This window comes from Aliiglaciecola sp. NS0011-25 (assembly GCF_040370605.1).
In the GTDB taxonomy this organism is placed as follows: domain Bacteria; phylum Pseudomonadota; class Gammaproteobacteria; order Enterobacterales; family Alteromonadaceae; genus Aliiglaciecola; species Aliiglaciecola lipolytica_A.
Genome location: NZ_BAABWR010000007.1, coordinates 148904 through 167808, shown reverse-complemented (window position 1 = coordinate 167808; position 18905 = coordinate 148904). Strand labels below are relative to the sequence as shown.

Here is an 18905-nt window from a genome sequence, read left to right as displayed (position 1 = left end):
ATAACTCACTTACGTTAGGGATTATTTAGATTGACCTATGCTAACTGCTTGTTGGGTACTAATCCAATTAGTTGGCAATTTTTACTGAAATTTGTTCGCCTTTCTGCTGTTTTTTCAGCATACGTTTAGTGCGATCCACCACGTCACCAACTAATTGCCCACACGCAGCATCAATATCATCACCGCGCGTTCTTCGCACCACTACTGTTATGCCGTAATCCATAAGCACTTTAGCAAAGCGATCAATTCGAGAATTACTTGAACACGTATAGGGTGATCCAGGATAAGGATTGAAAGGTATCAGGTTAATTTTACAAGGTGTCTCTTTAAGCACTTTAGCTAAAAGGTGCGCCTGATCAGTACTGTCGTTAATGCCGTTTAACATTACATACTCTACAGTTACTTTCCCCTGATTCGCATTAGACTTAGCCAAGTAGCGTCTAACACCAGCTAAAAACTCTTCAATCGGGTATTTTTTGTTAACCGGTACTATTTCATCTCGCAAATCATTGGTCGGAGCGTGCAAAGAAATTGCCAGCGCCACATCAATCATATCGCCAAGTTTATCCAGCGCTGGCACTACACCGGAGGTACTTAATGTCACTCTGCGTTTGGACAAACCAAAACCAAGATCATCCAGCATGATTTCCATCGCTGGCACCACATGTTTCAAATTCAACAATGGTTCGCCCATGCCCATCATAACAACATTGGTAATAGGTCGTTTCGCGGTGTCTTTTGATAAACCAATAGTGATTGCGACTCGCCATACCTGTCCAATAATCTCAGATACAGTCAAATTACGGTTGAAACCTTGTTGCGCGGTAGAGCAAAACGTACATTCTAATGCGCAGCCTACTTGCGAAGATACGCATAGGGTTGCGCGATCGCCATCTGGTATCCAAACAGTTTCTACTTCTTGCCCACCATCTAATTTCAACGCAAACTTGATAGTCCCATCAGTCGCATTTTGTTGATAAGCAATTTCTGGTGCACGAATTTCACAACGCTCAATTAATTTAGCGCGCAATGACTTATTGAAGTTAGTCATTTTTTCGAAGTCTGTTTCACCTTGCTGATAAATCCATTTCATCATTTGATCGGCACGAAATGGTTTTTCGCCCATAGACGCAAAGAACTCTCGCATCCCTTGGCGATTAAAATCTAACAAATTGGTTTTAGCCACTTGATGGACTACAGACATAAAACAAACAACCTCAATTAAAACTAAACGAATTGTACAATTTATAAGCTAACTTTACTACGACAAAAGGGGAGCAAAGCTCCCCTTTTGAATAAAGCTATTTGCTTATCGTGTGCGTGGGCAGATTTCTTCGTCAGAGAAGAAGTAAGCAATCTCACGAGCAGCAGATTCTGTAGCATCAGAACCGTGTACTGCGTTTTCATCAATAGAAGCAGCGTAATCAGCACGAAGAGTACCGGCTAATGCTTCTGCAGGGTTAGTAGCACCCATGATTTCACGATGACGTAAAACAGCGTTCTCGCCTTCTAAAACCTGAACCATAACTGGGCCAGATGTCATGAAAGAAACTAGAGCACCAAAGAAAGGACGCTCACTGTGTTCTGCGTAAAATCCTTCTGCTTGTTCTTTGCTTAAATGCAACATTTTAGAAGCAACGATGCGCAAACCCGCTGACTCGAAACGATTATAGATCGCACCGATAACATTTTTTGCTACGGCGTCTGGTTTGATGATTGAAAAAGTACGTTCTAAGGCCATTGACAGGTCTCCGATTACATAAAAAAGTATTAGATAAAATTTCCGCGCGGATTATATGCAACTTTGCCCTCAATGACTAATTTATCTGACAAATTGGCTAAATATTTTTATTTAAGCTGTAACAAAAGATCAACAGTGCTGAAAGAAACACCAATAATCCCACTCGAATTTGCCATTAAAAGTCAGCTAAACGATTAATCGTCACAATTACTTCATACAAGTGTAGCAAATATTTAATTTCCAACTCTTAATGTAACCGGCTGATTTCAATCACATATCGATAACGGAACAATAATGAAAGATCAGCTAAAAAAATTAAAATTAGGTCTAGTTGCCCTAGCAGTGGTAACTGCATTAGGTGGATGTACTCTTGATGGTGACGATGGTCAAGATGGCGCAACAGGTGCACAAGGTATCGCAGGGACAGATGGCACTGACGGTACAAATGGAGTTGATGGTCAGAGTTTACCTCGCGAGTTAGCGATTGAAGTGGTTGGCAGATTCTCTGCAGGTGGCGTCGAGATATACGGTAAAAGTGCCGCCGAAATTGTCCAGTTCCATGCAACATCACAATCTGCATTTGCGATTAATGCCGCTCTAAACCAAGTAGAGGTTATTTCCTTAAGCAGTATACCAACGGCTGCAGTAGGCAATCCAATAACAGATACTAGCTTGACTTCACAAGCATTCACTTTCCCTAGTAGCGTTAGCGTAAAAGATGCAGACGGCATAGACCAAACCGTGGCACTTGGTGTGGCTAATTCAATTGCTATAAACGGCGATTTGCTGGCCCTTGCTGTAGAGGGAGAAACGAAAACAGATAATGGCGCAGTATTGTTCTATTCATTAGATGCCTTAGGTCAAGGAACCTTCTTAAAAGCAGTTCTAACCGGTGCTCTACCCGACATGGTAACATTCAGTGAAGATGGCAGTTTGGCCCTGATTGCCAATGAAGGTGAGCCTGATAGCGATTACGATGTTGACCCAGAAGGTAGTATTTCCGTTGTATCGATAACAGACATGGTTCCGGCCGATTTAGCTCAAACCATAAACTTGACTACCGACATGGTGTTCTCCAACGATACTTTAGATGACGAAGATTATGATACAGATGAAGAGCGCAGAGCATTGCTCGCATCTACAGGTGTCAAATTTGCAGGACCAGATGGCACTAGCGTAGCGCAAGATTTAGAACCTGAGTATATTGCAATGAGTGCTGATGGTAAGAAAGCCTATGTTTCACTACAAGAAGCCAATGCCATTGGTATTATTGATTTGAATGATATGACTATTGAAGTTAAAGGCTTAGGTTTCAAAGATTGGGGAACGTATGAATTAGATTTCACTAATAAAGATGAAATCCCAAGCTTTAGCAATGTACCTGGCTTATTCGGAATGTATCAACCAGACACGATTGCCACATACCAATGGAATGGCGCGACTTTTATTTTATCGGCTAACGAAGGTGACTCCAAAGATTGGAACGCATATAGCGAAGAAGTTCGAGTCGAAGATATCATTGACCCAGATGAGCTGAATATGCAGCTTTCTGATGAGTTACAAGCAATCTACGACGCTAGTGGTGCTGATGATGGTTTAGGCCGCCTCAAAGTAACCACTGCGTTAGGTGATGCGGACCAAGACGGCGTTTATGAAGCACTTTATGCTTACGGTTCTCGCTCTTTCTCAATTTGGGATCAAAACATTAATCAAGTCTTTGACTCCGGTGATGACTTCGAAAAGATATCCGCTGCAATCTTAGGTAACGATTTCAACAGCGCGCACACCGAAAATAAAGGTGATAACCGTTCTGATGATAAAGGCGGCGAGCCTGAGGCTATTGCAGTTGGCGAAATTAATGGTCGTACCTACGCGTTTATTGGTTTAGAGCGTTCCGGTGATTTGTTCACCTATGACGTTACCAATCCTTTCAATGTCGCTTTTGTTGCACACAATAATAACCGCGACTTCAATACCGACTTTGAATTGGATGACGACCTGGATAACCCTTGTGATGAAGCAGAAGGCATGGATTGTTCCGAGGTGGCAGAGTCTGGTGATCTGGGTCCAGAAAGCATCAAGTTTGTATCAGCAGAACAAAGTCCAAATGGCAATGCATTGCTTATTATTGGTAATGAAGTCAGTGGTACAGTTACTGTGTATCAAGTTACTGAAAAGTAATTAGGTTAAATACACGCCTTATAAAAACTAAAAAACCCGGAATTTCCGGGTTTTTTTATCTAAATGAGCGAACGAAAATTAATGTCCTTCACTTACCTGATTGACTGTATATTTTGGAATTTCAACAACCAAATCTTCGTCTTGAACAACAGCCTGACAACCCAAGCGAGATTCAGGTTCAAGTCCCCAAGCCTTATCTAACATATCTTCTTCCAAATCATCTGCTTCGCCTAAGGACTCTAATCCTTCTCGGATCAGGACATGGCATGTGGTACATGCACATACTTTTTCGCACGCATGTTCAATTCCGATACCATTTTTTAAAGCAACATCCAATACAGAAGTGCCTTTATCGGCTTCCAAAACAGCGCCATCTGGACACAATTCTGCGTGGGGTAAAAATATAATTTGTGGCATTACTGCTCCTTAAATATCGTTAACTGAATGACCAGTCAGTGCTTGATTTATTGACTTGTCCATTCGTCTAGCGGCAAATTCTTGGCTAATGTTGTCGACTTTTTCGATCGCCTGTTTAATGGCATCTATATCTTCGCCTTGAGCCAGCTTTAACATGGTAGACATAGCATCATCAATAGCCGCTTTTTCTTCCGCGCTGAGCAGCTCATCACCGTCTTTTTGAAGTGCACTATTCAACGTCTCTGCTACTCGTGTGGCTTCCACTTGTTGCTCTTTAAGCATTCTAGCTTGCATATCCTCTTTAGCATATTGCATTGAGGCTTTGAGCATGTCGGCCACTTCTTCGTCTTTGAGACCATAAGAAGGTTTAACCTGAATCTCGGCTTTCACACCAGTGGACTTTTCCATAGCGGTGACATTTAGTAGACCATCCGCATCAACCTGAAAAGTGACACGAATATGTGCCGCCCCAGCCGTCATTGGTGGAATACCTGTTAAATTGAATTTAGCTAACGAGCGACAATCTTTAACCAGCTCTCGCTCCCCTTGCAGCACATGCACCATCATCGCGGTTTGACCGTCTTTGAAGGTGGTAAATTCTTGCGCCTTGGCCACAGGGATAGTGGTATTTCGCGCGACAATTTTTTCGGTCAACCCACCCATGGTTTCAATTCCCAAGGATAAGGGCAATACGTCCAGTAGCAACATTTCACTGTCAGGTTTGTTGCCGGCTAATATATCAGCTTGAATGGCCGCACCTATGGCAACCACTTTGTCTGGATCGATGGAGGTTAATGGCGTTTTACCAAAAAATTCTCCCACCTTATGTCGAACCGAAGGCACTCGAGTAGAGCCCCCCACCATCACGACTTGCAGTACTTCATCGATTCCAATTTCTGCATCTTTGACAGCTCGTCTACACGCCCGTAAAGATTTTTTAATTAGTGGTTCAATCAACGACTCGAAAGTCATACAGCTAATCACCACTTGATGTGTTTCGCCGTTGTCATCTTTGAACTCAATGTCCACCGCAGAATCGTTACTGAGTGCTTCTTTAGCTTGTTTAGCGTCATCAAGTAAACGACGTCTTAAACCTTTGGAGATTTTGCCCGTTAAATTTGCTTTTTCACAAATATGTTCAAATAACAACTGGTCAAAATCATCTCCACCTAGCGCGGTATCCCCGCCGGTAGCTAATACTTCAAATACACCTTTTGACAAACGCAAAATGGAAATATCGAAGGTGCCACCACCTAGATCATAAATAGCTATGACACCTTCTTGTCCAGAATCTAAACCGTAAGCTATTGCCGCTGCAGTGGGTTCATTCAACAGACGTAAAACGTGTAATCCGGCCAATTGCGCCGCATCCTTTGTGCCTTGGCGTTGAGCATCATCAAAATAGGCTGGTACAGTAACCACAGCCCCAGTGAGCTCATCTCCTAAGGAGTCTTCAGCACGGGCTTTTAGATTGCTCAAAATCTCAGCTGAAACTTGGATGGGGTTAACCACAGCACCTGGTACTTGAATGGAGATTTGCCCATCATTTGAGACAAATTCATAAGGTAAGTTCGGGTACTGACTCTGGATATCTTCCAGACTTCTTCCCATCAAACGTTTGATTGATACTATCGTGTTGGCCGGATCTAAATTTGCCGATTGTTTTGCCTGCTCACCGACAACAATTCCGTCGTTAGCATACTGAACAACTGAAGGTAAAATATGTTGACCAAGGTGGTCTGGCAATGTTTCGGGAGATCCACTTCGTACTGTGGCGACTAAAGAGTTGGTAGTACCTAGATCAATGCCAACGGCTAGTTTACGTTGATGTGGTGCAGCCGTCTGACCCGGCTCAGCAATTTGCAGTAATGCCATAATTGGTTCTAACTCGCTTTTTAATTTTAGTGAATCGCAGTCGCGCTAATCGTCAAACAATGCATCTTCTTTCAGTTCAATTTCTTTATGTAACTTATTCAAAAACTTCAATTTTCTGACTTCAGCTGCAGCTAGATTATTTGCTTCTTCGGTTTGTTTTTCGAGTAATTCTTGCAACGCTTCAAAGTGTTGTTTTGTATGTATCGCGACATCTTCATCCAGTGTTGTTAGAACCTGCTCAGGTTCCGCAGCACTCTCTATCTCGGATAACTGTTCTCGCCATTCCATTTGCTGCATTAAAAAGACCGGATCTTGCATTGTCTGCGTTTCATGTTGCAGCGAAATACCTCTTAGCTCCAACATATGTTCAGCGCGAGAAAGCGGATTTTTGAGAATTTGATAGCCGTCATTAATCTGTGCGTTTTTTTGCACAGCCATGAGTTTTTCTTGACCACCAGCGTTAGAAAATTTATCTGGATGGGTCACTTTAGCCAGCGATTGATAAACATTGGCCAATTTGGCGTTATCTATCTGATATCTCTCTGGAAGCCCAAAAAGCGCGAAGAAGTTCATAACTTTGTTTTTCTTTCAATCAAATGAATAGTACAACAGTTGCCAACAAAAGCTTTAAACATTAAAGCTTTCGCCGCAACCACACTCGCCGTTCGCATTCGGGTTATTGAATAAAAATCCTTCATTTAACCCTTCTTTAGCGAAGTCTAGTTCTGTACCGTCAAGATAAACCAAGCTTTTCGCGTCAATGATAATTTTTACACCATTGTCTTCAAATACTTCATCATCAGCGTTTAGTTCGTCGACAAACTCCAAAACATAAGCTAAACCGGAACAACCAGTAGTTTTCACGCCAAGGCGTAAACCTACTCCTTTTCCACGGCCTTCTAGAAATGTTCTAGCCCGCTTTGCAGCGGCGTCTGACACTTTAATTCCCAAAACTGGCTCCTATCACTTTCTTTATTAAGCTTTAGAATGCTTAGACTTGTAATCTTCCACAGCGGCTTTGATTGCATCTTCCGCTAAAATTGAACAGTGGATTTTTACAGGTGGCAATGCAAGCTCTTCAGCGATGTCTGTATTTTTAATTGTTACAGCTTCATCTAGCGTCTTACCCTTAACCCACTCTGTTACCAACGAACTTGATGCGATGGCAGATCCGCAACCATATGTTTTAAATTTGGCGTCTTCGATTAAACCGTTTTCACCAACTTTAAGTTGTAGTTTCATCACATCACCACAAGCAGGCGCTCCTACCATTCCAGTGGCGATAGTTGGGTCGTTTTTATCAAATCCACCAACGTTGCGTGGATTTTCGTAATGATCGATTACTTTTTCACTGTAAGCCATGTTACTTACCTCTTAAATTACGATTTCTCGCGTTAATTCCAATTTGATCGATTCACCTATTAGTGGTGAACCCATTCAACTTTAGTCAGATCTACACCGTCTTTAAACATATCCCAAAGCGGTGACATTTCACGTAGTTTGTCGATTGCATTTTGCACCACACTAACAACGTGATCGATTTCTTCTTCAGTGGTAAATCTACCAATACTGAATCGAATCGAGCTGTGAGCTAATTCATCATTTAGTCCTAAAGCTCTGAGCACATAAGACGGCTCCAAACTTGCTGAAGTACAAGCTGAACCTGAAGATACTGCCATGTCTTTGAGTGCCATAATTAATGACTCACCTTCAACATAGGCAAAACTCACATTTAAGTTACCTGTTATACGCTGATCAAGATCGCCATTTAGATAGACTTCTTCGATGTCTTTTAGGCCATTCCAGAGACGGTCGCGAAGTTTTAAAATTCGCGCATTTTCTTCAGCCATTTCTTCTTTAGCAATACGGAACGCTTCACCCATACCAACGATTTGGTGAGTTGCCAACGTGCCTGAACGCATGCCTCTTTCATGTCCGCCACCGTGCATTTGGGCTTCAATTCTTACCCGCGGCTTACGACGAACATACAGGGCACCTATGCCTTTTGGACCATATATTTTGTGCGCAGAGAAAGACATTAAATCGACTTTCAAGGCCTGTAAATCTATTTCAATTTTACCGGCACTTTGCGCCGCATCAACATGAAACAAGGTTTTGTTGTCTCTACAAATTTCACCAATTTGTTGAATATCCTGAATCACACCGATTTCATTATTTACGTGCATGATACTAACGAGCACAGTATCTGGACGTAAATTCGCTTTAAATTCTTCTAAATCCAATAAACCGTTTGGTTTTGGATCCATATAAGTTACTTCAAACCCTTCTCGCTCTAATTGACGACAAGTATCAAGTACCGCTTTATGTTCAGTTTTCAGGGTAATAATGTGCTTACCTTTCTTACTATAAAAGTGAGCAGCCCCCTTAATTGCTAAATTATTGGACTCTGTTGCACCCGAAGTAAACACGATTTCTCGTGGATCAGCATTTACCAAATCAGCAATTTGATTTCTGGCAAGGTCAATGGCTTCTTCAGCGATCCATCCAAATTTATGGGAACGAGAAGCCGGATTACCGAAATTGCCTTCTAGGGTTAAACATTCCATCATTTTTTGGGCTACACGGGGATCAACCGGAGTGGTTGCCGAATAATCCAAATAGATAGGTAAATTAATATTGCTCATTTTAGGCTCCACTTATAGTTGCAAGCTAATTTCAATTTCATTTGCAACAACAGTATTAAGTTGTTTAGTTCTGTCTTGTCTTCCTGCTACAGTTTTTACGTCTTGTTTGGCCATTAGTTCACCTAACGTAATATTGTTCAGGAATTGACTAATTCGTTCACTCAAATCATGCCAGAGGCTATGAGTAAGACATCTCTCTCCACCTTGGCAATCAGAATTGCCTTGGCATCGTGTTGCATCGACTGACTCGTCTACCGCACGTATAACTTCGCCTACTGCGATTTCTTCAGGTACACGGCCTAACTTATAACCGCCACCTGGACCACGAACACTCTGTACAAGATTTTCTTTTCTTAAACGTGAGAACAATTGTTCTAAATAAGACAATGAAATTTCCTGACGCTCCGAAATATCGGCTAACGAGACCGGCCCTCTACGGGAATGTAATGCAACGTCTAGCATTGCAGTTACAGCATATCGGCCTTTGGAAGTAAGTTTCATAGAAAATACCAGTTAACAAGATACCATGAATTCTCACATACCCGACTAATTTAGTCAAGTATTAGACCTAGTAAATTAGTCAAGTATTACCAAGGAGTTGTAATTGTCAGATTGATGGGTCAAACGCGTCTTTGGCTTTTTGATAATCATCAACAAGATCAGAGTCTTGGAAGTTATCCAAATTAATAGAAGGCAAAGAATCTCCGCACACTTTCCCGCCCATTTTATTAATTTCTTTACACATTTCTTCCACTTTAGTGTCAATCAAATGCACATGATCTAACATTACACCAATGGCGTTCGCTACCGGATCGGGATTATCTGGGGCTACTGCATAGGCATCAAAACCGTATTTGCGCGCGATTTTATCACGCCGCTGATGTTTATCCTGATCTTTTTGCTGTTTTTGAACGACTATTCTGCCCGGAATACCAATAACAGTGGCATTTTCGGGTACATCCTTAACCACGACAGAATTTGATCCAACTTTTGCACCTTTATGCATAGTGATAGGACCAAGCACTTTGGCTCCAGCGCCAACGACTACATTGTCTTCTAAAGTAGGATGACGCTTGCCACCGTTCCAACTTGTGCCGCCTAGAGTCACACCGTGATAAAGTGTCACATCGTTACCAATCTCAGCAGTTTCTCCAATCACTACACCCATGCCATGATCGATAAAAAAACGTCGACCTAGTGTTGCACCTGGGTGTATTTCAATACCGGTCATCCAACGTGAAAAGGTGGAAATGCTGCGGGCAAGCCAGAGCCAATTAGATTTCCAAAGTTTATGAGCAACACGATGTAACCAAATAGCATGCAAACCTGGATAATTAGTCAGTACCTCAAAAGTAGTACGAGCAGCAGGATCTCGATGAAATACACTTTGGATATCTTCTTTTATTCGCTCAAACATATTATTACTTTGGAAAATCCTAATCTTTGGCTTTAATCGACTTATCCACTGACGCCAAAATACCTCTTAATATATTCAGTTCTTGGGTTTCAGGACGGGCGCGATTGAATAGACGTCTTAATTTGGTCATCACCATACCGGGATGTTGCGGAATGATGAAATTCGTTTTTGATAGGGTTTGTTCCAAATGACTATAAAAACGCTCTAAATCATCGGCCAATGGGTATTCATTCGGCTCATCTCCGATACGTGATTTGTTTAAATAGGCCATCCTAATTTCGTAACACAAAGTTTGAACCGCGGCTGCTAAATTAAGTGAGCTGTACTCTGGATTCGCTGGTATACACACATGGAAATGACATTGCTGTAATTCTTCATTACTTAAACCATTGTTTTCACGTCCAAAGACCAAGGCTACTGGGTACTTTTCTACCTCACTAATCAATTTTTCTCCACACCCTCTTGGCTCAAGCATCGGCCATGACAATGTCCGTGAGCGGGCACTGGTTCCCACAACTAAACCGCAATCTTTCACCGCCTCTTCTAAGGTTGAGACAATTTTTGCATTTGCTAACACATCTCCCGCCCCCGCGGCGAGTGCGCTCGCTTTGCCATCCGGCTTATCGATAGGGTCTACTAATACTAATTGACTCAAGCCCATGGTTTTCATCGCTCTAGCAGTTGAACCAATGTTGCCTGTATGCGAGGTATTCACTAATACTACACGTACTTTTGCAAGCACAGAGCTGTCGAGATTAGAACCAGTATTTACAGAGTTAGACATAATTATTTTCTTTTGTTAATCACGATTTAATAAACGAACTGATTTAATAAACGCACTAAAGCAAGTTCTATACAGCCTATGATTTTAACACAATGCCAGATTACTTTTTTGATAAGACTAACTCTTCAATAAGGCGAGCAGACCATCTGCCGCGCAAAACCTAAGGGCAGCGTCAGCTTGTTGGCGAACAACGGGTTTAGCATGATAAGCCACTCCCAGTGCCGCTTGCTTCATCATAACCAAATCATTGGCTCCATCTCCTAGAGCAATGGTTTGAGACGCATCGATTTGATAACGCTCAGCCAATAAATTGAGGGTGTCGGCTTTACTTTGTGCACCGATAATGTCACCTAGAACTTTTCCAGTCAGTTTACCCTCTACAATCTCTAGTTGATTGGAAATGGCATAATCTAAGCCTAAGCGTTCAGCAAGATAATCTGCAAAGAAGGTAAAACCGCCTGACGCTATCGCTAATTTCCAGTTCGCTTTTTTTAACTTTGCTAATAAACGACTGATCCCAGGGTTGATCGGAATAGCATCACGAACTTGTTTCAGAATTAACTCATCAGCTCCTTTTAAACACGCCACTCGGCTATTAAGGCTCTGAGCAAAATCAAGCTTACCTTGCATGGCTAATTCGGTTACTTCTGAGACCTGAGTCCCCACACCAGCCAATTTTGCGATTTCATCGATACACTCAATACCAATCACAGTGCTGTCCATATCCATGACTAATAACCCTGGCTTTGCCAACGTAGGCCGCTGTTTTAGAAGACTAATATCTACTTGGAAGCTAACCGCTGTAGATTCAATAACAGCCGCTAAGTCTGATGAAGGTTTAACTTCAACTTCTGCTTCAAACGCGCAACCATTGCTTCCTTCATAACCAGGCTGAAATACCTGAATACTCAGCACATCTGCCAATGCCGTTTGAACCTGAAACAATTTTTCTAAATTCAAGCTTTCTGAAAATAGCACCAATTGCTGAGAACTTGCTTCACTGGTCTCAGCCAATTCAAATTGAAGCTCACCTGGTAATGTGAAATTCACATTTTTATGATGAAGATTGGTCAGATATTTGGAAGATAGCCATTCTTCTTTTGATAATTTGGTCGATAGCACAATTAACCCACCGGAATATTATTTAGGACAGGGATTCTACCGAAATCAATAAGTGACGCAATAAGATATCCCTATGACATAGAACAATTAACAAGGTGCACTTAAATTCGTAAATAAAACAACAACTCATATTGGCAAACGTGACAAATTGTCTTATTGTCTTGGGCATGGATATAACAAAATTCGGATTGGCTGAATCAGCCCAAAAAGTCCCCAGTAATTACTCAATTTTTAAGCGAGTGGCAAATCTCACCTTACTGGTGGTGGCCGCTGCTATTTGCGTGAATATTTGGTTATTAAATACTGATCAATCACAAAATTGGCACAACAATCAATCTACCCAGTTAGGTCGCAGTTTAGCCAAGTTCACAGCGGATTTAATTGCGCCTCATTTGCAACAAAAGCAAAATGAACAAATTCTAAGTTACATAAACCTGCTATCCAAAGACAAACATGTCGCCGGTGTTTCAGTTTATAACCGCAATGGTGAGGTAGTTGAAAGCAACGAGCAAAATGCATCCGTATTGGCGAGCTTTTTACTCGAAGATGAGTTTCCTCTGGTATTTGTCGAAGAAGTTGTTTTAGATGACAACGTGCTGGGTTACGTGCGTTTATTACTCGATAAACAGCAAGTGATGCTGTTTCACCGAGAATATCAAAACCAAATTTATAAACAGCTTTTAGTTTTGATGTTGCTTGCTGGTCTAGTTGGGCTGCTGATTACTAGGGCCTACTACAAATTACGCTTTCGCCATTATGAGAAAGTAGAGAAATCTAACCGAAAATAACAAAATGCTGTAACAGCAAACCCAAAGCTCTAATTCTTTTCGTCATTGAACGCAAAAAGTTCGCAGCTGTTAAGCGATGTTTGTTTGATGACCTGCTCTACCCCTACTCCTTTGATAGTGGCAATGTGCTGGGCTATTTCAGGCAAATACTCAGGACTATTACGTTTCCCCTGCCGGCCGCAAATGGGCATATCAGGGGCATCAGTTTCCAACAAAACAGCGCTTAGCGGAATTTTTTTCAGTACCTCTCTAGTCTTACTCGCCCGAGGATAGGTTATGACGCCGCCAAATCCCAATTTGAATCCCAAGTCCAAGTAGCTTTGAGCTTCCTGATAACTGCCAGAAAACGCATGTATTGCACCACCTTGTTGGAATTTTTGCTGTTTTAAAGTGCGGATGATCGCATTATGAGAACGGCGGTGATGGATAATAGCCGGTAGCTTAAAGTGATTGGCGATATTGAGTTGTTCAGTGAAGAAGCTTTGTTGTTTTGTTTGATTTTGTTGGTCAGAGTCATGAAAATCAAGACCAATTTCCCCGACGGCGCGCACTTCTGGATGCTGTTCGATGAAAAGGTTAAGAGAATCGATATCGGCTTGGGCGCTTTGCTCAATAAAATAAGGATGTACACCCAACGCATACTCTAGCATTGATGTGTTGTTGCATAATTCAATAAGTGACTGCCAACGACTCGCAAGCGTACCTGGGATAAGGATTTTATTTACACCAACTTGTAAACAACGGTTCAGAACCGCCATTCTGTCGACATCAAAGACTTCAAAGTCTAAATGGCAGTGGCTATCAATCATTACCGCCAAAGCTCCTTTAAGGCATTAAACGCTGGATCTGCCAATCTCGACTATCAGTCTCTGAAGTACTGTTAGAGTTGTCTAAGGTATAAACAAACCGATTATGTAAACGGTGTTCTCCGCCCTGCCAGAATTCGATTTCATGAGGAACAACTCGATAACCGCCCCAAAATTTAGGTACTGGAATTTCTCCAGCCGAAAATTTCTTTTTCACTTCATCAAATTTACTCATTAGCATTTGACGAGTAGAGATAGGTTGGCTTTGTTTTGATGCCCAGGCTGCAAGTTGACTTTCTTTTGGTCTAGAGAAAAAGTACTTTGCCACCTCAGCAGTGGAAAGAGGTTGTGCAACGCCGCAAATTTTGACTTGTCGCTCCATAAAATACCAAGGGAAATGCAGCGATATTTTTGAATTGTTGGCCAATTCAGTTGCTTTTCGACTCCCCAGGTTGGTATAAAAAACAAAACCTCTGTCATCCACATCTTTTAGCAACACAATACGTTGCGATGGCTGACCATCTGCGGAAACCGTTGCAACTGTCATTGCCGTTGGATCCGGAGTGCCGGAATCAATTACCAGCTTGAGCCAATGGTTAAACTGAGTTATAGGGTTTGAATCGAGATCTTCTTGACGTAACTCACCAAGATTATAATCTCTTCTGAGACCATGAATATCCGCCATCTCATTCACCTTTTAAAATTAGTTTACCAATCAAAAGACCGCAGTCTTTAGTAATTATTATCCCCGTAACCTAGACTTCTGAGCGCTCGCTCGTCATCCGCCCAGCCAGACTTAACTTTGACCCAAAGCTCTAAAAATACTTTGTTATCGAATAGGTTTTCCATATCTTTTCGCGCTTCAGCTCCAATGGTTTTCAGGCGTTGTCCGCCCTTACCTATCACCATACGCTTTTGCGTTTCACGTTCGACTAGAATCAATCCATTAATACGATAAACACCATTATCGGCCAGCAAAAACTGCTCTATTTCTACGGTCACAGAATAAGGTAATTCGTCACCAGTAAAGCGCATTAATTTTTCACGAACGATTTCTGCGGCCATAAATCGACTCGACCGGTCGGTAATGTAATCCTCAGGAAAATAAAATTCGCTTTCTGGTAAGGTTTCATGAACCATTTCTCGAAGCTCTTCTACATTGCGTCCTAGCTTAGCTGAAACTGGCATAATTTTTTCAAAGTTATGTTGTTCCTGAAGCCATTGCATATGTGTCATCAATTGGGTTTTATCTTTTACGTTGTCACTTTTATTTATTAACAACCAACAAGGTAATCCTGACTGTTTGACCTTACTCAATACCATTTGGTCATCTTCAGTCCACTTCGTACCTTCGACTAAAAACAAAACTAGACCAACTTCAGCCAATGAACTTGATGCTGCACGATTCATCAACCTGTTTATTGCGCGTTTTTCTTCGACATGCAAGCCTGGAGTATCAACAAAAATAGCTTGATGCTGAGCTTCAGTATCTATTCCCATAATGCGGTGGCGTGTTGTTTGCGGCTTACGAGAAGTAATACTGACTTTTTGTCCTAACAGCTTATTCAGCAGCGTAGACTTACCCACATTGGGACGGCCAACAATGGCAACCATGCCACAATATGTTTTTGCTTGTATCACTTTAATTTCTCCAAAACCTGTTTAGCTGCCTGTTGTTCCGCTTTCCTACGAGAACTGCCACGACCGGATACCTTTTCAGATAGACCTTCTACCGTACAGCTAACCACAAAAATTTGGTCATGATCTTTACCTAGTACTTCGGTTACTTCGTATTCCGGCAAGGGCAACTTCCGGCCTTGGAGAAACTCCTGAAGCTGTGTTTTATTGTCTTTGGGATGAGCACTTGGATCTAAATCATTAAAACGAGAGCTGAACCAATTCAAAATTAATCGTTTACAGCAATCTAATCCTGACTCCAAATAAATTGCACCAATGATTGCTTCGACTGCATCGGCGAGTATTGAACTGCGGCGATAACCACCACTTTTTAGCTCTCCAGAACCAAGCAGCAAAATATCTCCTAGCTCAAACTCTCTACCCACTTCAGCTAAAGTTTCACCTTTCACTAAAGTCGCTCTCATTCTGGTGAGTTTGCCCTCCGGTTGAAGAGGGAAACGTTTGAATAGTTCTTCGGCCACGACTAGACCTAACACCGCATCACCTAGGTATTCCAAACGTTCGTTGTGGACATTCTTGTAACTACGATGAGTTAACGCCAAGGTTAGGTTATCAGCATCTAAAAATTGGTAGCCGATACGATCATAGAGTTTTTGATATGAAGGGTTTAGCGACATTTATTCAATGCCACCCACACGCTCAAAACGCACACCGGTAGGAATCCATGTTGGTAAAAAGTCCTCTGGGGCACGTTCAAATTCAAAACTAATCCAAATGGCGACCGCTTTACCAACTAAATGGTCATCTGAAACGAATCCCCAAAAGCGGCCATCTTCGCTGTTGTCGCGGTTATCACCCATAACAAAATAATTTCCTTCAGGGACAACCCACTCACCTATTTTGGTGCCACGTTGCTCATAATATCGACTGATATCATCAAGCCTTCTTGGAAAAATTAAGATCTCATGATTAACATCACCTAGTTGCTCACTTAGCTTATTAATCTGATAACCTTGATAGTTGTACTGCCCTAAAAAGTCTCTTTCCACTTTGTACTCAGGCAAACAATTTTCACCTGTAGGACATGCAGGTTTGATATAAAGATCTTTTGAGGAATAACTGATGGTATCACCAGGTAATCCCACTACTCGCTTAATGTAATCCAATTTAGGGTTTTCTGGATATTTGAAAACAACCACATCACCGCGTTCAGGTTCCCCAGTTTCAATAAATTTAGTACGTGTAACAGGGTCTTTCAATCCGTAGGAAAACTTTTCCACTAAAATGAAATCCCCGACTAATAATGTTGGCATCATTGAACCAGAAGGGATCTGGAAAGGTTCATACAAGAATGAGCGTAAAATGAGTACAAAGGCAATTACCGGAAAAATTTGCTGAGCGGTATCTACGATATAAGGAATCGGTAGCTCAGCCCCTTCAGGCAATGGATTACCATCATTCGCTGCAACCACTTTTTGCCGACGTTTTGGTGCAAATACCTTTGCATCTATCAACCAAATTAAGCCTGATGCAACAGTTAAAAAAACTAGAAAGAGTGAAAAGTAATTTGCCATTTATTTTCCTACCTTGAGTACGGCTAAAAATGCATCCTGCGGTAACTCTACATTACCCACTTGCTTCATACGTTTTTTACCTTCTTTTTGCTTCTGTAAAAGCTTTTTCTTACGACTCACATCACCACCGTAACACTTGGCTATAACGTTTTTACGAAGTTGTTTTATTGTGCTGCGGGCAATCACGTGATTACCTATGGCCGCTTGAATCGCGATATCAAACATTTGTCTGGGGATCAGCTCTTGTAATTTTTCAACTAAATCACGACCTCGACCTTGAGCATTATCTTTATGGGTAATGACCGCTAAAGCGTCAACTCGCTCACCATTAATTAAAATATCTAAACGTACCATATCGGCAGCGCTAAACTTAACAAAGTTATAATCTAGCGATGCAAATCCACGGCTGGTTGATTTCAAACGGTCGAAGAAGTCCATAACGACTTCGGCCATGGGCAATTCGTAAATAACCGCTACCTGTTTGCCGTGGTACGTCATATTGGTTTGCACGCCACGCTTTTCGATACATAGGGTAATAACGTTGCCCAAATAATCTTGCGGCACCAAAATATGCGCTTCAACAATCGGTTCGCGAATTTGTGCAATGTCGTTAAGAGGTGGCAATTTAGAAGGATTATCTACCTTGAGTAACTCGCCTTTGGTGGTTTCAACTTCATACACCACCGTTGGCGCTGTGGTAATCAAGTCTAGATCGTATTCTCTTTCTAAACGTTCTTGAATAATCTCCATGTGCAGCATACCCAAGAATCCAATACGGAATCCAAAGCCCAGTGCAGATGAACTTTCAGGTTCATAAAACAATGACGCATCATTTAAGGTCAGTTTCGCCAAAGCATCGCGAAAATCTTCGTATTCATCTGAGCTAACCGGGAACAAACCAGCATATACTTGTGGTTTAATTTTTTGGAAACCAGGTAGTGCCTTCTCAGCAGGATTTTTAGCTAAGGTAATTGTATCGCCAACAGGTGCACCTTGAATATCTTTAATACCCGCAATGATGTAACCCACTTCACCGGTTTTAAGCTCGCCTGTCTTGGTTTGTTTAGGGGTGAATATGCCCACATTGTCAACTTGATGTACCGCACCATTTGACATGATTTGTATTTTGTCTTTAGCGGTTAGCTTGCCTTCCATTACCCGCACTAAAGACACAACACCTTGATAGTTATCAAACCAAGAATCGACAATAAGCGCTTTTAGTGGTGCGTCAGGGTCACCTTCAGGAGGAGGAACTTGACGAACAATCACCTCCAGAACATCTTCAATCCCAACCCCAGTTTTGGCAGAGCAGCGCACTGCATCGATAGCATCAATTCCTACGATATCTTCTATTTCTTCGGCAACGCGATCAGGCTCAGCTTGAGGAAGATCAATTTTATTTAGAATAGGAACCACTTCCATATCTAAATCGATGGCGGTATAACAGTTTGCTAATGTCTGCGCTTCAACACCTTGCCCCGCATCTACAACTAATAGCGCGCCTTCACATGCTGCTAGTGAACGAGATACTTCATAGGTAAAATCAACATGTCCTGGCGTATCGATGAAATTTAACTGGTAAGTTTCACCATCTTTAGCAGTGTAATTTAAGGTCACACTTTGGGCTTTTATCGTAATACCCCGTTCCCGCTCAATGTCCATAGAATCCAAGACTTGCTCAGACATCTCACGTTGGGTCAAACCGCCACAATGCTGAATAAGTCGATCCGAAAGGGTCGATTTACCATGGTCAATATGGGCTATTATGGAAAAGTTACGAATGTGCTTATGTTGCATAGTTTAAGACTGTTACCTACAGCTAGCGTTCCTACCTCTTAATAAATGAGTAGGAACTAGTAAAAAAATATTTGGCGGGGATTTTACAGTGTTCTGGTGCACATTGCGATAATGTTCTGA

Annotated in this window: 20 protein-coding genes; 2 read left to right on the top strand and 18 right to left on the bottom strand. The window is 41.8% G+C overall.

Going from position 1 to position 18905, the window contains the following annotated elements; genetic code table 11:
* Window positions 1-67: 67 nt before the first annotated feature.
* Together rlmN and ndk are read right to left on the bottom strand one after the other, a co-directional pair.
* Window positions 68-1204 carry a dual-specificity RNA methyltransferase RlmN gene (gene rlmN, locus ABWV72_RS08210; protein WP_216048154.1) on the bottom strand — a complete coding sequence of 379 codons (1137 nt, stop codon included), beginning with the start codon at window positions 1202-1204 and terminating at the stop codon, window positions 68-70.
* Window positions 1205-1309: 105 nt separating this feature from the next.
* A complete protein-coding gene (ndk, locus tag ABWV72_RS08205) occupies window positions 1310-1741 on the bottom strand; it encodes a nucleoside-diphosphate kinase (protein WP_216048153.1) in 432 nt (143 codons plus the stop codon).
* Between the two features lie 294 nt (window positions 1742-2035).
* On the opposite strand from ndk, the gene ABWV72_RS08200 reads away from it, so the two are divergent.
* The gene (locus tag ABWV72_RS08200; protein ID WP_353369878.1) at window positions 2036-3922 is read left to right on the top strand and encodes a choice-of-anchor I family protein; all 1887 of its coding nucleotides are present in this window, start codon (window positions 2036-2038) and stop codon (window positions 3920-3922) included.
* Window positions 3923-4000: 78 nt separating this feature from the next.
* On the opposite strand, the gene fdx is transcribed toward ABWV72_RS08200, so the two are convergent.
* The 10 genes from fdx to serB form a co-directional block, all read right to left on the bottom strand.
* A complete protein-coding gene (gene fdx / locus ABWV72_RS08195) occupies window positions 4001-4339 on the bottom strand; it encodes an ISC system 2Fe-2S type ferredoxin (RefSeq protein ID WP_342804767.1) in 339 nt (112 codons plus the stop codon).
* Window positions 4340-4348: 9 nt separating this feature from the next.
* Entirely contained in the window at window positions 4349-6214 is a 1866-nt protein-coding gene (gene hscA, locus ABWV72_RS08190) for a Fe-S protein assembly chaperone HscA (RefSeq protein ID WP_342804768.1), read from the bottom strand.
* Window positions 6215-6259: 45 nt separating this feature from the next.
* Entirely contained in the window at window positions 6260-6787 is a 528-nt protein-coding gene (gene hscB / locus ABWV72_RS08185) for a co-chaperone HscB (protein ID WP_353369875.1), read from the bottom strand.
* Window positions 6788-6841: 54 nt separating this feature from the next.
* Window positions 6842-7165 carry an iron-sulfur cluster assembly protein IscA gene (gene iscA / locus ABWV72_RS08180; protein WP_216048148.1) on the bottom strand — a complete coding sequence of 108 codons (324 nt, stop codon included), beginning with the start codon at window positions 7163-7165 and terminating at the stop codon, window positions 6842-6844.
* A gap of 24 nt (window positions 7166-7189) precedes the next feature.
* Window positions 7190-7576: a Fe-S cluster assembly scaffold IscU gene (gene iscU, locus ABWV72_RS08175; RefSeq protein WP_216048147.1), complete on the bottom strand. Its 387-nt coding sequence runs from the start codon at window positions 7574-7576 to the stop codon at window positions 7190-7192.
* Window positions 7577-7635: 59 nt separating this feature from the next.
* Window positions 7636-8859 carry an IscS subfamily cysteine desulfurase gene (locus ABWV72_RS08170; protein WP_303498968.1) on the bottom strand — a complete coding sequence of 408 codons (1224 nt, stop codon included), beginning with the start codon at window positions 8857-8859 and terminating at the stop codon, window positions 7636-7638.
* A 12-nt stretch (window positions 8860-8871) separates the two neighbouring features.
* Window positions 8872-9360 (bottom strand): Fe-S cluster assembly transcriptional regulator IscR, encoded by a 489-nt coding sequence (iscR, locus tag ABWV72_RS08165; protein ID WP_216048146.1) that lies wholly within the window; start codon window positions 9358-9360, stop codon window positions 8872-8874.
* Between the two features lie 106 nt (window positions 9361-9466).
* Window positions 9467-10276, bottom strand: coding sequence for a serine O-acetyltransferase (gene cysE / locus ABWV72_RS08160; protein ID WP_216048145.1), 810 nt, complete (start codon window positions 10274-10276; stop codon window positions 9467-9469).
* A gap of 19 nt (window positions 10277-10295) precedes the next feature.
* Window positions 10296-11060 carry a tRNA (cytosine(32)/uridine(32)-2'-O)-methyltransferase TrmJ gene (gene trmJ, locus ABWV72_RS08155; RefSeq protein WP_502902131.1) on the bottom strand — a complete coding sequence of 255 codons (765 nt, stop codon included), beginning with the start codon at window positions 11058-11060 and terminating at the stop codon, window positions 10296-10298.
* 117 nt (window positions 11061-11177) lie between these two features.
* On the bottom strand, window positions 11178-12182 hold the full coding sequence (gene serB / locus ABWV72_RS08150; RefSeq protein WP_353369871.1) for a phosphoserine phosphatase SerB: 1005 nt from the start codon (window positions 12180-12182) through the stop codon (window positions 11178-11180).
* A 167-nt stretch (window positions 12183-12349) separates the two neighbouring features.
* Here serB and ABWV72_RS08145 point away from each other — a divergent pair, with 167 nt between their 5' ends.
* On the top strand, window positions 12350-12970 hold the full coding sequence (locus tag ABWV72_RS08145; protein WP_216048143.1) for an AhpA/YtjB family protein: 621 nt from the start codon (window positions 12350-12352) through the stop codon (window positions 12968-12970).
* A 29-nt stretch (window positions 12971-12999) separates the two neighbouring features.
* Here the strand turns inward: ABWV72_RS08145 and ABWV72_RS08140 are convergent, their stop codons facing one another.
* Genes ABWV72_RS08140 through lepA form a run of 6 tightly spaced genes read right to left on the bottom strand, consistent with a single transcriptional unit; the run spans window position 13000 to window position 18785 of the window.
* On the bottom strand, window positions 13000-13779 hold the full coding sequence (locus ABWV72_RS08140) for a TatD family hydrolase (RefSeq protein ID WP_353369869.1): 780 nt from the start codon (window positions 13777-13779) through the stop codon (window positions 13000-13002).
* Between the two features lie 16 nt (window positions 13780-13795).
* Window positions 13796-14461 carry a pyridoxamine 5'-phosphate oxidase gene (gene pdxH, locus ABWV72_RS08135; RefSeq protein ID WP_216048141.1) on the bottom strand — a complete coding sequence of 222 codons (666 nt, stop codon included), beginning with the start codon at window positions 14459-14461 and terminating at the stop codon, window positions 13796-13798.
* 47 nt (window positions 14462-14508) lie between these two features.
* Window positions 14509-15390 (bottom strand): GTPase Era, encoded by an 882-nt coding sequence (gene era, locus ABWV72_RS08130; RefSeq protein ID WP_216048568.1) that lies wholly within the window; start codon window positions 15388-15390, stop codon window positions 14509-14511.
* Between the two features lie 23 nt (window positions 15391-15413).
* A complete protein-coding gene (gene rnc / locus ABWV72_RS08125) occupies window positions 15414-16091 on the bottom strand; it encodes a ribonuclease III (RefSeq protein ID WP_216048140.1) in 678 nt (225 codons plus the stop codon).
* A complete protein-coding gene (lepB, locus tag ABWV72_RS08120; protein WP_216048139.1) occupies window positions 16092-16988 on the bottom strand; it encodes a signal peptidase I in 897 nt (298 codons plus the stop codon).
* Window positions 16989-18785, bottom strand: coding sequence for a translation elongation factor 4 (gene lepA, locus ABWV72_RS08115; protein WP_216048138.1), 1797 nt, complete (start codon window positions 18783-18785; stop codon window positions 16989-16991).
* Window positions 18786-18905: the final 120 nt, after the last annotated feature.